Here is a 13,363-nt window from a genome sequence, read left to right on the forward strand (position 1 = left end):
TCGCCCCATGCCGCGCAGCCGCACCATTCCCGACGAACAGGTCTATGCCGCCATCCAGCGCCAGCTGGACCGGGGCGGGGACAGGGCCGTGTCCTTCGGCAGCGTCGCTGCGGCGACCGGGCTGGCGGCGCCGACGCTGGTGCAAAGGTATGGCAGCCGCGACGGCATGGTCCGCGCCGCCCGGCTGGCGGCCTGGGACGCGCTGGAGGCGCGCACGGCGCTGGCGATCGCGGCCAGTGCCGAAAAGGGGCCACCGGGGCTGCTGAAGGCGATCGGCCCGGTGGATGCGCATGGGCTGGCCACCGATCTCCGCGATCCCGAACTGGCGCAGCGTGCGGCCGCCTGGCGCGCGAGGGTGGAATCGGCGCTGGCGCTGCGGCTGGGCGCGGGAGAGAAGGCGCGAGAGGGTGCCGCGCTGCTGTTCGCGGCCTGGCAGGGTCAGGCCCTGTGGTCGGCCCTTGGCGCGCCGGGCTTCCGGCTGAAGGACGCGGCGAAGCGGCTTACCTAGACCAGGCTTTCCAGGCCCAGACCAGCGCCCCGAGAAGCGCGCCGACGAAGCCCGCGCCGGCCCCGGCCAGCAGGACCAGCCCGCCGATCAAGGCGCCGAAGACGCCAAGGGCGATGGTGGTCGGGGTGTCGAGATCCACCTTCAGGATGCGCGTCGCCAGAAAGCCCGCCGCCGCGCCCACGATCAGTAGCCAGATGAACGGCATGTCATCCCCCCCTCATGGCCGCAATATGGGGATGCCGGGGCGGTTGCGCTACAGTCTTTCCGGCAGGATCAGGCCGCGCAGCACCTCGACGGCCGGCATGGGGCGCTTGCCCTCGCGCTGCGCCTCGGTGATCTCGACCGCGCCGGTGCCGCAGGCGATGGTGAAGCCGTGCAGCACCTGCCCCGGACTGCCCGCGCCTTCGGCCAGGCGCGAGCGCAGGAGCTTCACCCTCTCGCCGCCCACCATGACCCAGGCGCCGGGAAAGGGCGAAAGGCCGCGGATCAGCCGGTCGACCTCGACCGCCGGGCGGGAGAAATCGACCCGCGCCTCGGCCTTGTCGATCTTGGCGGCATAGGTCACGCCCCCGGCCGGTTGCGGTTCGGGAACCAGGGTCGGCAGCCGGTCCAGCGCCTGCAGGACAAGGCCCGCGCCCAGGCCGCTCAGGCGGTCGTGAAGTTCGGCCGTGGTCTCCTCCGGCCCGATTTCCAGCGTCTCCCGCAGAAGGACCGGGCCGGTGTCCAGCCCCGCCTCCATCCGCATGATGCAGACGCCGGTTTCCCGGTCGCCCGCCATGATCGCGCGATGGATCGGCGCCGCGCCGCGCCAGCGCGGCAAGAGCGAGGCGTGGATGTTCAGGCAGCCATGCCGCGGCGCGTCCAGCACCGGCTGCGGCAGGATCAGGCCATAGGCGACGACCACCGCCACGTCCGCTGCAAGTGCAGCAAAGTCCTTCGCTGCGGTCTCGCTGCGCAGCGAGACCGGGTGCCGCACCGGCAGGCCAAGCGCCTCGGCCCGCTGCTGCACCGGGCTGGGACGGTCGGCCTTGCCGCGTCCGGCGGGACGGGGGGGCTGGCAGTAGACGGCGACGACCTCGTGCTCGCGGTGCAGCGCCTCGAGCACCGGGACGGCGAACTCGGGCGTGCCCATGAAGACGACCCTCATCCGCGCCGCCCCAGTTTCTGCGCCTTCGCGATCAGCATCTTGCGCTTCAGGGGCGAGAGGTGGTCGAAATACACCTTCCCCGCCAGATGGTCGATCTGGTGCTGCACGGAGGTCGCCCAGAGGCCGACGAAATCCCGCTCCTCGACCAGGCCGTCCGCATTCAGAAAGCGCACCGTCACCGCGCGGGGGCGCTGGATCACCGCCGAGACGCCGGCCAGGTTGGGGCTCGCCTCCTCATGCTCGCGCGGCTGGACGCTGGCGTGCAGGACCTCGGGATTGGCCATCCGCACCGCCTGCCCCCGCGCCTCGGAGGCGTCCACGACCGCCAGCCGCAGGGGCAGTCCGATCTGCACGGCGGCAAGGCCATAGCCCGGCATCGCCTCCATCGTGTCGATCATGTCGGCCCAGATCGAACGGACCTCGTCGGTGATCGCGGAGACGTCGGCGGCGGGCTTGCGCAGGATCGGGTCGGGCCAGGGCAGGCAACGGCGGACGGTCATGCCAGCACCTCCGCCTCGGCCCGGGCGCGGGCTTCGGGCGCAAGGCGGTCCAGCGTCAGGATGCCGTCGAGATGGTCGTATTCATGCTGCACGCAGACGGCGGCGAATCCGTCCAGCAGCGCCTCGTGCCGCTGGCCGTGCAGGTCGCTCCAGCGCGCCCGGACCTGCGGCGCGCGCGCCACCTGCGTCACCGGGCCGGGAATCGACAGGCAACCCTCGGGGCCAGGGACCGGCGCGCCCAGAAGCTCGATCTCGGGGTTCACGAACACCATCGGCGCGGGATCGCCGGTCTTCCAGGCGACATCCATCACGAACATCCGCACCAGCCGGCCGACCTGCGGCGCGGCAAGACCGCGACCGGGGGCGGCATACATCGTCTCCAGCATGTCGGCGGCGAGCGCGCGCAACTCGTCGTCCAGCACTGCCGGCGCGCAAGGTTGCGACAGGCGCGGATCGGGCCAGCACAGGATCGGCAGCAGCATCGGAACCCTCCTTCCGGGCTAGAGCGCCCGCGCGCGTTCCCGCTTCAGCTTTTCCATCTTGCGGGTGATCATCTGCCGCTTCAGCGGGCCGAGATAGTCGATGAACAGCTTGCCATTCAGATGGTCGATCTCATGCTGCACGCAGGTCGCCCAGAGCCCGGCGAACTGACGCTCCTGCTCTTTCCCGTCAAGATCGGTCCAGCGCACCTGAACCTCGGCCGGGCGCTTGACCTCGGCATACTGGTCGGGGATCGAGAGACAGCCTTCCTCATAGGTGGACAGGTCCTCGGAGGACCAGAGGACCACAGGGTTGAACAGCACGACGGGTTCCGGCGGGCCGTCCTTGATGCAATCCATCACGATCAGCCGTTTCGTCACGCCGACCTGCGGCGCGGCAAGGCCGATGCCGGGCGCGTCATACATCGTTTCCAGCATGTCGCCGGCCAGCTGGCGCAGTTCCGGCGTGATTTCGGCCACCGGGTCGCAGACCTTCTTGAGGCGCGGATCGGGATGGATCAGGATGGGGCGGATCATGCCCTGCGATCTACGAAAGCCGGGGCGACATGGCAAGGGGAAGGCACGGAAAAGGATGGAGGAGGTCGGTCAATCTGGAGCGGGTGATTTTTCCGCAATTATCGAACTTATTGGAATGAGTTTCCGATTATCATATCTCTTTTGGGAACACTTCCCAAGTATAATGCTGTAATCGGATGAAAATTCCGCACAAGGATCAGACTGGATGAGCTTCGACACCCCGATCGACCGCACCGGCTCGCATTGCGCGAAATGGGACATGATGCCCTCCCTCTACGGCCTGCCGCCCGGCGAGGGGCTGGCGATGTGGGTCGCGGACATGGAGTTCCGCCCGCCCCAGGTCGTGCAGACCGCGCTGGAGAAGATGCTGGCCCATGGCATCTACGGCTATTTCGGCGACGAAAGCGCCTATCTGGCGGCGATCCGCTGGTGGATGGCCAACCGCCACGGCTGGGAGGTCGCGCCGGAATGGATCTTCACCACCCATGGCCTGGTCAACGGCACCGCGCTTTGCGTCCACAGCTTCACCAGGCCCGGTGACGCGGTGGTCCTGATGACCCCGGTCTACCACGCCTTCGCCCGGGTGATCAAAGCCGCGGGGCGCGAGGTGCTGGAATGCCCGCTGGCGCTGGAGGACGGCACGGCGCGGCTGGACCTTGCCGCCTGGGAGGGCCTGCTGACCGGCCGCGAGAAGATGCTGATCCTCTGCTCGCCGCACAATCCCGGCGGCCGGGTCTGGACGGCCGAGGAACTGCGCCAGATCGCCGATTTCTGCGTGAAGCACGACCTGATCCTCGTCTCGGACGAGATCCATCACGATCTGGTCTTTCCCGGGCAGAAGCATCTGGTCATGGCCAAGGCCGTGCCCGGCATCGCCGACCGTCTGGTGATGATGACCGCCAGCACCAAGACCTTCAACATCGCGGGCGCGCATATCGGCAACGTGATCATCGCCGATCCCGCCTTGCGCAAGACCTTTGCCAACACGGTCAACGCGCTTGGCATCTCGCCCAATTCCTTCGGCATGCATATGGCGACGGCCGCCTACAGCCCCGAGGGCGCGGCCTGGGTCGATGACCTGATGCGCTATATCGACGGCAACCGCCGGCTGTTCGACGAAGGCATCGCCGGGATCCCCGGCCTGCGCTCGACGCCGCTGCAGGCGACCTATCTGGCCTGGGTCGATTTCTCGGGCACCGGGATGACTCCGGCCGAGGTGATCGAGCGGGTGGAACAGCAGGCGAAGATCGCGACCAACCACGGCGCTGCTTTCGGCAAGGGGGGCGAGGCCTATCTGCGCTTCAATCTCGCCTGCCCGCGCGCCCAGGTGGCCGAGGCCGTGGCCCGGCTGCAGCGCGCCTTCGCCGACCTGCAATGAAGCGCCTCGCGCGGCGGCTGGCATGGGTGATGCTGGCGGCCGCGCTGGGGGTGCTGGCCGCCCCCCTGTTCCTGCCGCCCGCGCGGGTGCCGCTGCCGCCCCTGACCGGCGAGGTGGAGCGCATCGTGATCGAGAAGGCCGCCCGGCGCATGTCCTTGATCCAGGACGGCAAGACGGTGCGAAGCTACCGGATCGCCCTGGGCTTCGCCCCCGACGGCGACAAGCAGCGGCAGGGCGATGGCAAGACCCCCGAGGGCGAGTTCACCATCGACCGCCGCAACGACCGCAGCGCCTTTCACCTGTCGCTGGGGCTGGACTATCCCCGCGCCGAGGACCGGGCCGAGGCGGCAAGGGCCGGGGTCGATCCCGGCGGCGACATCTTCATCCACGGCCAGCCCAATGCCCTGTCCGAGGGTTTCAGGCTGGGCGGCGACTGGACGGCGGGCTGCGTCGCCCTGACCAATGCCGAGATGCGCGAGATCTGGCAGGTCGCGCCGATCGGCACGAAGGTGGAGATCCGGCCCTGACGCTCGTCGGTGACTTCGTCACTCCTCGCAGACGCGCCGACGAGGAGACGAAAGTCGAACGAGGAGGGATCCGCGAACCGTTCACGTCCTCGGCAGATAGCCCACCGGCGCGTTCTCGTCGCGCCAGAAGTCCAGCGGCGCGCGGTCCGACACCGCCGTCGCGCGCTTGAAGTCGCAGACCAGCTCGCCATTCTCGATCGCCGAGGCGACGATCAGGCACTGGAACACATGCCGCGAGCCATCGTAGACATCGACCAGGCCGCGCAGCTTGCCCGGCGACAGGTCCGCGTCCAGCGCAAAGCCCCGGTCCCAGAAACGCAGCACCGGAAAGACCGCGTCGCCCACCTGGACCCGCAGCCGAGACTTGCGGCGCTGGTCCTTCTTGCGCGCGGCCTCCAGCCCCTCGCGCACTTCCTTGGGCAGAAACTCAAGCATGGCAGCCCCCTGCATCTTGCCTCCAGTCTGGATCCGGGCCCGAAAAAATCAAGCTGCGCCAAGGGTAGTGGCGAAATGTAAACGCCAGATGTCCTGAAAGCCGCAATTTCCTGCATCTCTTGGTTGAGCGACCTTCCCCCCTTGGGCAAAAGGCCGCAACGCCCTGACCCCGCTTGCGAATCAGCAGGGATTCGGGAACCACCGGCGCATGATCCTGATCCTGGCGATGGCGCTTGACGCCCTGTTCGGCGAACCGAAGGCGGTCTGGGACCGCCTGCCGCATCCGGCCGTGCTGATGGGCCGGCTGGTGGGCTGGTGCGACCGGCGTTTCAACCGGGGCGCCGCATTGCGCGTCAGGGGCGTCATGGTGGCCGCCGGCCTGCTTTTCACCGGCCTGATCCTCGGCTGGCTGATCCACCGGGTCCCCGACCATGGCCTGCTGGAACTCCTGACCCTTGCCATCCTGATCGCGCAGAAAAGCCTGGTCGAGCATGTCCGCGCCGTGGCCAGCGCCCTGCGCCGCTCGGTTGCCGAGGGGCGGCAGGCCGTCGCCATGATCGTCGGCCGCGACACCACGGAGATGACCGGCCCCGACATCGCCCGCGCCGCGATCGAAAGCGCGGCCGAGAACCTCTCGGACGGCGTGGTCGCGCCGGTCTTCTGGTATCTCCTCCTCGGCCTGCCCGGCATCCTGGCCTACAAGCTGGTCAATACCGCCGACAGCATGATCGGCCACCTGACCCCGAAATATCGCGAGTTCGGCTGGGCTTCGGCGCGGCTGGACGACCTCCTGAACCTGATCCCCGCCCGGCTGACCGCGCTGCTGATCGCCTTGACGCATGGCTGGGTCGATCCCGCGCCGATCCTGCGCGACGCGCCCAAGCACCGCAGCCCCAATGCCGGCTGGCCCGAATCCGCGCTGGCCCCGGTGCTGAACGTCGCGCTTTCCGGTCCGCGCAGCTATAACGGCATCCGCAGGCATTATCCCTGGGTCTGGCCCGAGGGCCGCCGCGACCCCGGCCCCGAGGACATCGACGCCGCCGCCGATGCGCTGTGGCGGGTCTGGGCCGCGCTGCTGGTGGTTGCCGTCCTGGTGGCGCTGGCCTAGTTTCTCCGCAAACCCGGAGATCCCATGCGCGCCGCCCTTCTTGCCCTGACCCTCGCCACCCCGGCCGCGGCGGCCCCCTGTGGCGGCGAGTTCGGCGCCTTCCTTGCGGCGATGCAGGCCGAGGCCGTCGCCGCCGGCGTGCCGCAGGACAAGGCGGAGGAGTTCTTCGCGGGCGCCCGGATCGACCAGAAGGTCCTGAAGGCGGACCGCAGCCAGGGCGTCTTTCGCAAGACCTTCCTCGACTTCTCGCAATCGCTGATCTCGAAGCAGCGACTTGCCACCGCGAAATCCAGGTCGGAAAGCCTGAACACGATCTTCGATCAGGCCGAGGCGGAATATGGCGTCTCGCGCGGGATCCTGCTGGCCTTCTGGGCCTTTGAAACCGATTTCGGCCAGGTCCAGGGCAATTTCAACACCCGCAATGCGCTGCTGACCCTTGCGCACGACTGCCGCCGGCCCGAGCTGTTCCAGCCCCAGGTCCTGGCCGCCGCGCAGCTGCATGCGCTGGACGAATTCGATCTGGACACCACCGGCGCCTGGGCGGGCGAGATCGGCATGGTCCAGATGCTGCCGAAGGACATCCTGGAACGCGGGGTGGACGGGGACGGCGATGGGCTTGTCCTGCTGAAATCCTCCGAGGCCGATGCGATCCTGTCGGGCGCGCGGATGCTGCAGCACCATGGCTGGCGCGCGGGCGAACCCTGGCTGGCCGAGGTCACGCTGCCCGAGGACTTCGACTGGTCGCTGTCCGGGCTGGAGACGGAACGCCCGACCGAGGACTGGGAGGCGCTTGGCGTGACCCCGCGGAACGGGCCGCTGACGCCGGGGCTCGCGGCGTCGATCCTGCTGCCGCAGGGGCGAAAGGGGCCGGCCTTCCTGGCCTATCCGAACTATCGCACCCTGTTCGAATGGAACAAGAGCTTCGTCTACGTCACCACCGCCGCCTATTTCGCCACAAGGATCGAAGGGGCGATCCCCTATGCGGCGGGCAGGCCCGACCCCGCACTCGCGCCCGAAGAGATGACCGCGCTGCAGGAGAAGCTTGCCGCGCTTGGCCATGAGGTCGGCCAGATCGACGGCATCCTCGGTGCCGGCACCCGCAAGGCGGTGCAGAAGGAACAGCTTCGCCTGGGCCTGCCCGCCGATGGCTGGCCGACACGAGACCTCCTGGACGCGCTCTGATGGCCAGTTGGGGCCTTGTCGCGACGGTCAAGGCGAGCGAAGAGAAGGTCCTCGCCTGGGTCGCGCATCACCTGTCGATCGGGGCCGCGCATCTCTGGGTCTATTTCGACGATCCCGCCGACCCGGCCCATGCCGCGCTGCAGGGGCACCCGCGCATCACCGCGACCCTGTGCGATGCCGGCTACTGGGCCGACAAGACCCGGCACCACCAGCACCAGAACCGGCAGTCCCGCAATGCCCGCGATGCCTATATGCAGGCGCGGACCGACTGGCTGGGCCATATCGACGTCGACGAGTTCATCCAGGCCGACCGGCCGCTGGGCGACATCCTGGCCGAGGCCCCGGCCGACCGGCAGGTGGTCAAGCTGGAGCCCTTCGAGGCGATGCATGACCCGATGCTGCCCGATGACATCTACACGGCATCCGAGTTTCGCGGCGCGCTGACGCATGACGTCTGGCGCTTCCGCACACCCGCCCTGGGGCCCTACAAGCGCGTGATCCGCAACGGAATCCTCAGCCATTCGGTGGGCAAGGTCCTGTTCCGCACCGGGATCAAGGGTCTCTCTCCCCGGCTGCACAGCGTCTTGCTGCACCGCAAGCGCCTGCCCGCCGCCGACTGGTGCCGCGAGGCGCGGCTTCTGCATTTCCACGCCCAGGACCGCGCCGCCTGGGAGGCCGCGCTGCCCTTTCGCATCCTGCGCGGGGCCTATCAGTTCAACCCGGCGCTGGCAGAGTTCCTTGCCGCGGCCACGCCGGACGAGGTCGACGCCTTCTACCGCCGGACCCAGATCCTGCCGATGGAGGTCTCGCGCGCGTTGCAGGCGATCGGCCGGGTGGTCACGGCCAGGCTTGGCCTGCGCGAGGAAGTCCGAAAGTTCAGGGAGGCGCGGCCATGGCACGTTGGGGAATAGTGTCGACGGTGAAGGCCCCGCAAGAGCAGCTCCTGGCCTTCATCGCCCACCATCTGGCGCTCGGGGCCGCGCGTATTTGGATCTATTTCGACGATCCGGCCGACGCGGCCATTGCAACCGTGTCCCGGCTGCCCCGCGTGAAGGCCGTCCGTTGCACCGGCTTGTACTGGGCGCTCCGGGGCGGACGGCCGCCGAAGCTGCACAATCGCCAGATCGCCAATGCGATCCATGCCCAGCGCAGATGCAGGCTGGACTGGCTGGGCCATATCGACACCGACGAGTTCATCCACGCCGATCGCCCCGTGGCCGAGATCCTCGCTAAGGTGCCGGTCGGGATGCCGAACCTGCTCATGGAACCATTCGAGGCCATCCACGACCCGGACCTGCCCGACGACATCTTCACCGCCCGCCATTTCCGCGCGGCGCTGGGGCCATCGCACCCGGATCTCCATGCTGCCGTCTTCGGGCCGGTGGCGGATGTGGTCGCCAAGGGCAACCTCAGCCATACCATCGGCAAGAGCTTCTGCCGGATTGGCGTTCCAGGGGTGAAGATCGGCTTGCACGAGGTGTTCAGGGACCGCAAGCCGCTGCGCACAACCTTCCACCCCGACCTGCGCATCCTGCATTTCCATGCCCAGGACCCGGTCGCCTGGCGCAGCATCCTGCCATTCCGGCTGGACGGGGGAGCCTATCACTTTGATGCCGAGACTCGGCTGCGGTCCTATCTCGCAGGGGCAAGCGACGAGGCGATCAGCGCCTTCTACGCCCAGACCATGACCCTGACGCCGCAGAAGATCGCGCTGTTGCAAGAGCATGGCCGGCTGATCACCGCCGATCTCGGCCTTCGGTCCAAGGCGGCGGCGCTGCTGGAACGCCGGAAGGGATAACCCTCAGTCCGCGTTCACCAGCGTCAGCGCGGCGCGGCGGAAGGTGGCCATGATCTGCGTCCGTTCGGCCTCGGAAACCCCGGTCTCCACCATGGCGCGGTCCATCAGAGCCAGCCAGTCCTCGGCGTCCTGCAGGCGGATGTCCACATGGGCGTGGATCTCGCGCAGGTTCATGTGGCCGTGACGCTCGTGATAATAGCGCCGACCGCCGAAGAAGCCGCAGAGAAACTCGAACTGTTCGGGACGGACATGGGCGAGGCCGTGGCCCTTGAGGTGCATTTCCATGATCGCCTTGCCCTGCGGCAGGGTCTCGATCAGGTCGTAGAAATGGTTCACCAGCAAGTGGACCTTGGACTCACCGCCAATGCGTTCGATCATCGGCTCCATGCGCGGCTTCCTCTCAGCTTTGCGGACGGGTCTTCTTCGGGTCGTAATGCGACAGGGGCACGATCACCGCCGGCAGCCGCTTCTGCTGGCCGTCCAGCTTGCCGACCTCCAGCGCCGTGCCCACCTCGGCATGGGCCACGTCCACCCGCGCCAGCGCGATGTTCTTGCCCAGGATCGGCGAGCGGATCGAGGACGTGACCTCGCCCACCTGCGCCCGGCCCACATGCAGGCAATCGCCATGGCCGACATCCACGTTCGCGTCGATGTCCAGCCCGACGAACTTGCGGCTGGGATGCTCCTTCCGCCGGATCAGCGCCTCGCGTCCGATGAAATCGTCGGTCTTGGACTTGAGCGGCACGGTAAAGCCGATCCCGGCCTCGAACGGATCGGTCTGGTCGCTGAAATCGTAGCCCGCGAAGATCAGCCCGGCCTCGATCCGCACCATGTCCAGCGCGGCAAGGCCCATCGGCTTCAGCCCCAGGTCGCCGCCATTGGCCCAGACCGCGTCATAGACCGCGCTGCCGTCCTTCGGATGACAGAAGATCTCGAAGCCCAGTTCACCCGTATATCCCGTCCGCGACACCACCACCGGCGCGCCCGACGGCCCGCCCAGACGGCCCACGGTAAAGCGGAACCAGCCCAGTTCCTCGATCGTCGGCTGGTGCGGCGCGGTCCAGATCATGCGCTTCATGATCTCGCGGCTGTTCGGGCCCTGGACGGCAAGGTTGTGCAACTGATCGGTGGAGGATCGCACCATCGCCTGCAGGCCCAGCTTCTCGGCCTGTTCGCGGATCCAGTGCCCGCCATAGTCGTCGCCGCCGATCCAGCGGAACTGGTCGCGGCCCAGCCGGAACGCAGTGCCGTCGTCGATCATCCCGCCATGCTCATAGCACATCGCGGAATAGACCACCTGGCCCTGGCTCAGCTTCTTCATGTCGCGCGTCAGCACCCATTGCATCAGCGCCTCGGCGTCCGGGCCGGTGACCTCCCATTTCCGCAGGGGGGACAGGTCCAGCACCACGGCGGCCTGACGGCAGGCCCAGTATTCCTCCAGCGCGCCGTTCTGCGAATAGACCTGCGGCAGCCAGTAGCCCTTGTATTCCACCACGTTGCGGGTCTTCTGGCTGATCCGGTCGTGGAAGGCGGTTTCCTTGGTCATCTTCGGCTCCGAGGCGGGCGTGGGGCGATAGGCGATCGAACGGGAGAACTTCTCCGCCCCGGAATAGGTGCGGACGTGGATGTCGGAGAGGTACCAGCCATTCGCCGGCGAGGTGTCGTCCGGGCAGGCCGAATTGACGCAGACGATGTCGGTCAGCGCCCGGAACAGCACATAGTCGCCGGGGCGCGACCAGGGTTCGTCGCTGATCAGGACGCCATGTGAATCGATGTTCGTATTGAAGAACAGGTTCACCGCCATCCAGCCCGGCCGCGGGTCCACGCCGTGCTGGGCCAGCGCCTTGTTGAAGTTGTCCGAGCAGTTGACATGGCCGGGATAGCCGATGTCGTCATAGTATTTCGCGGCGCAGGCCATGGCAAAGGCATCGTGCCGGCCCACGGTATCCTGCACCACCTCGACCAGCGGCACCCAGTCCTGGTCGAAGTACTTCGAGTGAAGGCCGGGCATCGAATAGGCATGACCCATCAGCGTGCGGCTGGTGGTCACGTCCAGCGCATGCTGAATGCCCTTGTCCAGCTTGCGGGCGTCGAAGCACTGGAAATCGGTGCATTGCCGCCCGTCGACGTCGAGGATCTGGATATAGTCGCCTGCCTTGACGAAATAGCTTTCCGCCGTGGCCGACTTGACCCGCAGGTCCAGGATCGGGTCGGCCAGCGGGTCGGGCAGGTCATACTGGCCGATCAGCCGGGGCTTGGCCCTTTGCAGCAGCAGCGTGACCTGCGTCGCGGTATCCTGCGCCTCGGGCGCCATCGGCAGGCCGGGGGCGGCGATCGCCAGCCAGCCCTCGTCCAGCGCGGTCAGTTCGGCCCTGGTCCCGGCCGGAGTTTCCGCCCCGAACAGGCGAAGGCCCCCGGCCTTGCCAAGGTCGATCTTCCGCGCCGCCAGCCCCTTGCGCAGCCGGGCCAGGCTCTCCTCGCCCGAGGCAAGCATCGCCTTCAGCCCTTCGGCCAAGGAATTTGCCGCCTGCCCCAGGATCGCCGCGTCGATCCGCCCATCCTTCGCCGCCGCAACCAGTTCGACGGGTTGACCGCCCTCGTCGTTGACAAGCGTCAGCCGGTCGCCCGTCATCAGCTGGATGAGCAGCGCCCCGCCGCCCGGAACGACATGGCGCTCCTGCCCGGCGTGGCGCGAAAAGCCTTGCGGCGTCAGGATCCGGCTGGGGCGCGGCGGGCCTTGCAGGATGGCGGGATAGTCGAGCATGGTTTCCCCCGTGGCGGCACGCCGTCTTTAATGAGGATAAAACTTGTTCATCTCCATGAATAGCGACAGTGTCAATTTGACGCAAGCAATCGATGTGTGGAAGGCTGCAAAATGCTGGCACTAAGTTTCGGCCTGACCGCCGCCCTGGTCTGGGCGGGCCACGACCTCCTGGCGCGGAAGCTGACGCAAGGCGCGATGCTGCTGCCGATCATGCTGGTGGTCTTTGGCGCGGGAAGCCTTGCCCTGGCGCCGGTCGCGCTGGCGCTCGGGGACTGGACGGCGATGACCAATGGGGCCATCTCGGTGGCGCTGGCCTATGGGCTGGCCTATGCGCTGGCGGGCGGCGCGCTGTATCGGGCCTTCAGCCTTGCGCCGGTGCGACTCGTCTCGCCGGTGATCGGGGCCTTTCCGATGCTGTCGCTGGTCATCGCCGCCGCGCAGGGCCAGCCGGTCACGACGGAGGACTGGATTTCGGTGGTGGCGATCGTCCTGGGCATCGCCATCGTCGCCACCGCCTCGCGCGAGGATGGGCCCGAAGGCTATGCCGCCCCCGCCGCCGTGGCGTTGGGCTGGGCCGGGCTCAGCGCGGCGGGCTTCGCCATGAGCTTCGCGCTGGGGCAGGAGGCGGCGCGCCAGGGGGCCGAACTGCCGGTCATGCTGATCGGGCGGGTCACCGCCCTTGCCGCGATCTTCGGCATCGCACTGCTGCGACGCGCCAGGCTTGCCCCGGCACCGGGACAGGCCCGGCTTCTGGTGCTTATGGGGGCCTTCGACGCGCTAGCGCTGGGGCTGGTCACCGCTGCCGGGCAAATGCCGCGCGCCGAATATGCCTCGGTCGCCGCGTCGCTGTTCGGCGTCCTGACCGTGGTGCTGGCCGCCTGGATCCTGCGGGAACGGGTCCGGCCGCTGCAATGGCTGGGCGTGTTGACCGTCTTCAGCGGGATCGGCGGCCTGGGCCTGCAAAGCCTGGCGCAGGGTGGGTGATTCGCCCCCCCCTGCG

The 13,363-nt window shown here is 68.1% G+C and carries 16 protein-coding genes; 8 read left to right on the forward strand and 8 right to left on the reverse strand.

What is annotated here, in order from left to right; all coding sequences use genetic code 11:
• The first annotated feature begins 7 nt into the window (after window positions 1–7).
• A complete protein-coding gene (locus ACE3UA_RS05410; RefSeq protein ID WP_374643310.1) occupies window positions 8–508 on the forward strand; it encodes a transcriptional regulator in 501 nt (166 codons plus the stop codon).
• On the opposite strand, the gene ACE3UA_RS05415 is transcribed toward ACE3UA_RS05410, so the two are convergent.
• From ACE3UA_RS05415 to def (ACE3UA_RS05435), 5 genes are read right to left on the reverse strand one after another with little or no spacing between them, the layout of a single operon-like run.
• Complete coding sequence (locus tag ACE3UA_RS05415; protein WP_374643312.1) at window positions 501–713, reverse strand: GlsB/YeaQ/YmgE family stress response membrane protein; 213 nt, start codon at window positions 711–713, stop codon at window positions 501–503. The genes ACE3UA_RS05410 and ACE3UA_RS05415 overlap by 8 nt on opposite strands.
• Before the next feature lie 48 nt (window positions 714–761).
• Window positions 762–1,655, reverse strand: a complete 894-nt coding sequence (fmt, locus tag ACE3UA_RS05420; RefSeq protein ID WP_374643314.1) for a methionyl-tRNA formyltransferase — start codon at window positions 1,653–1,655, stop codon at window positions 762–764.
• Window positions 1,652–2,155 (reverse strand): peptide deformylase, encoded by a 504-nt coding sequence (gene def / locus ACE3UA_RS05425; protein ID WP_374643316.1) that lies wholly within the window; start codon window positions 2,153–2,155, stop codon window positions 1,652–1,654. Before def (ACE3UA_RS05425) ends, fmt begins: the two co-directional genes overlap by 4 nt.
• A complete protein-coding gene (gene def / locus ACE3UA_RS05430; protein ID WP_374643318.1) occupies window positions 2,152–2,637 on the reverse strand; it encodes a peptide deformylase in 486 nt (161 codons plus the stop codon). Before def (ACE3UA_RS05430) ends, def (ACE3UA_RS05425) begins: the two co-directional genes overlap by 4 nt.
• 18 nt (window positions 2,638–2,655) lie before the next feature.
• Entirely contained in the window at window positions 2,656–3,171 is a 516-nt protein-coding gene (gene def, locus ACE3UA_RS05435; RefSeq protein WP_374643320.1) for a peptide deformylase, read from the reverse strand.
• A 205-nt stretch (window positions 3,172–3,376) separates the two neighbouring features.
• Between def (ACE3UA_RS05435) and ACE3UA_RS05440 the strand changes: the two genes are divergently transcribed.
• Complete coding sequence (locus ACE3UA_RS05440; protein WP_374643322.1) at window positions 3,377–4,549, forward strand: MalY/PatB family protein; 1,173 nt, start codon at window positions 3,377–3,379, stop codon at window positions 4,547–4,549.
• Entirely contained in the window at window positions 4,546–5,076 is a 531-nt protein-coding gene (locus ACE3UA_RS05445) for a murein L,D-transpeptidase family protein (protein ID WP_374643324.1), read from the forward strand. The genes ACE3UA_RS05440 and ACE3UA_RS05445 overlap by 4 nt, the downstream gene beginning before the upstream one ends.
• 81 nt (window positions 5,077–5,157) lie before the next feature.
• Here ACE3UA_RS05445 and ACE3UA_RS05450 read toward each other — a convergent pair whose 3' ends face one another.
• The gene (locus ACE3UA_RS05450; protein ID WP_374643326.1) at window positions 5,158–5,511 is read right to left on the reverse strand and encodes a hypothetical protein; all 354 of its coding nucleotides are present in this window, start codon (window positions 5,509–5,511) and stop codon (window positions 5,158–5,160) included.
• A gap of 208 nt (window positions 5,512–5,719) precedes the next feature.
• On the opposite strand from ACE3UA_RS05450, the gene cbiB reads away from it, so the two are divergent.
• The 4 genes from cbiB to ACE3UA_RS05470 are packed head-to-tail and all read left to right on the forward strand — an operon-like array spanning window position 5,720 to window position 9,599.
• Window positions 5,720–6,619, forward strand: a complete 900-nt coding sequence (cbiB, locus tag ACE3UA_RS05455) for an adenosylcobinamide-phosphate synthase CbiB (protein WP_374643328.1) — start codon at window positions 5,720–5,722, stop codon at window positions 6,617–6,619.
• Between the two features lie 24 nt (window positions 6,620–6,643).
• The gene (locus tag ACE3UA_RS05460; protein WP_374643330.1) at window positions 6,644–7,801 is read left to right on the forward strand and encodes a lytic murein transglycosylase; all 1,158 of its coding nucleotides are present in this window, start codon (window positions 6,644–6,646) and stop codon (window positions 7,799–7,801) included.
• Window positions 7,801–8,712, forward strand: a complete 912-nt coding sequence (locus tag ACE3UA_RS05465) for a glycosyltransferase family 2 protein (protein ID WP_374643332.1) — start codon at window positions 7,801–7,803, stop codon at window positions 8,710–8,712. The genes ACE3UA_RS05460 and ACE3UA_RS05465 overlap by 1 nt, the downstream gene beginning before the upstream one ends.
• Window positions 8,694–9,599, forward strand: a complete 906-nt coding sequence (locus ACE3UA_RS05470) for a glycosyltransferase family 2 protein (protein ID WP_374643334.1) — start codon at window positions 8,694–8,696, stop codon at window positions 9,597–9,599. Before ACE3UA_RS05465 ends, ACE3UA_RS05470 begins: the two co-directional genes overlap by 19 nt.
• Before the next feature lie 3 nt (window positions 9,600–9,602).
• Here ACE3UA_RS05470 and ACE3UA_RS05475 read toward each other — a convergent pair whose 3' ends face one another.
• Window positions 9,603–9,977: a group II truncated hemoglobin gene (locus ACE3UA_RS05475; RefSeq protein ID WP_374643336.1), complete on the reverse strand. Its 375-nt coding sequence runs from the start codon at window positions 9,975–9,977 to the stop codon at window positions 9,603–9,605.
• Between the two features lie 22 nt (window positions 9,978–9,999).
• Entirely contained in the window at window positions 10,000–12,363 is a 2,364-nt protein-coding gene (locus ACE3UA_RS05480) for a DUF1989 domain-containing protein (protein WP_374643338.1), read from the reverse strand.
• 111 nt (window positions 12,364–12,474) lie between these two features.
• On the opposite strand from ACE3UA_RS05480, the gene ACE3UA_RS05485 reads away from it, so the two are divergent.
• Window positions 12,475–13,347 (forward strand): EamA family transporter, encoded by an 873-nt coding sequence (locus ACE3UA_RS05485; protein ID WP_374643340.1) that lies wholly within the window; start codon window positions 12,475–12,477, stop codon window positions 13,345–13,347.
• Window positions 13,348–13,363: the final 16 nt, after the last annotated feature.

Source organism: Tabrizicola sp. (genome assembly GCF_041919135.1).
Taxonomy (GTDB): Bacteria; Pseudomonadota; Alphaproteobacteria; order Rhodobacterales; family Rhodobacteraceae; genus Tabrizicola.

Bases quoted from the DNA above. Each gene is read 5' to 3' on its own strand.
- ACE3UA_RS05410 (WP_374643310.1), top strand. From the start codon at position 8: ATGCCGCGCAGCCGCACCATTCCCGACGAACAGGTCTATGCCGCCATC.
- ACE3UA_RS05415 (WP_374643312.1), bottom strand. From the start codon at position 713: ATGCCGTTCATCTGGCTACTGATCGTGGGCGCGGCGGCGGGCTTTCTG.
- fmt (WP_374643314.1), bottom strand. From the start codon at position 1,655: ATGAGGGTCGTCTTCATGGGCACGCCCGAGTTCGCCGTCCCGGTGCTC.
- def (WP_374643316.1), bottom strand. From the start codon at position 2,155: ATGACCGTCCGCCGTTGCCTGCCCTGGCCCGACCCGATCCTGCGCAAG.
- def (WP_374643318.1), bottom strand. From the start codon at position 2,637: ATGCTGCTGCCGATCCTGTGCTGGCCCGATCCGCGCCTGTCGCAACCT.
- def (WP_374643320.1), bottom strand. From the start codon at position 3,171: ATGATCCGCCCCATCCTGATCCATCCCGATCCGCGCCTCAAGAAGGTC.
- ACE3UA_RS05440 (WP_374643322.1), top strand. From the start codon at position 3,377: ATGAGCTTCGACACCCCGATCGACCGCACCGGCTCGCATTGCGCGAAA.
- ACE3UA_RS05445 (WP_374643324.1), top strand. From the start codon at position 4,546: ATGAAGCGCCTCGCGCGGCGGCTGGCATGGGTGATGCTGGCGGCCGCG.
- ACE3UA_RS05450 (WP_374643326.1), bottom strand. From the start codon at position 5,511: ATGCTTGAGTTTCTGCCCAAGGAAGTGCGCGAGGGGCTGGAGGCCGCG.
- cbiB (WP_374643328.1), top strand. From the start codon at position 5,720: ATGATCCTGATCCTGGCGATGGCGCTTGACGCCCTGTTCGGCGAACCG.
- ACE3UA_RS05460 (WP_374643330.1), top strand. From the start codon at position 6,644: ATGCGCGCCGCCCTTCTTGCCCTGACCCTCGCCACCCCGGCCGCGGCG.
- ACE3UA_RS05465 (WP_374643332.1), top strand. From the start codon at position 7,801: ATGGCCAGTTGGGGCCTTGTCGCGACGGTCAAGGCGAGCGAAGAGAAG.
- ACE3UA_RS05470 (WP_374643334.1), top strand. From the start codon at position 8,694: ATGGCACGTTGGGGAATAGTGTCGACGGTGAAGGCCCCGCAAGAGCAG.
- ACE3UA_RS05475 (WP_374643336.1), bottom strand. From the start codon at position 9,977: ATGATCGAACGCATTGGCGGTGAGTCCAAGGTCCACTTGCTGGTGAAC.
- ACE3UA_RS05480 (WP_374643338.1), bottom strand. From the start codon at position 12,363: ATGCTCGACTATCCCGCCATCCTGCAAGGCCCGCCGCGCCCCAGCCGG.
- ACE3UA_RS05485 (WP_374643340.1), top strand. From the start codon at position 12,475: ATGCTGGCACTAAGTTTCGGCCTGACCGCCGCCCTGGTCTGGGCGGGC.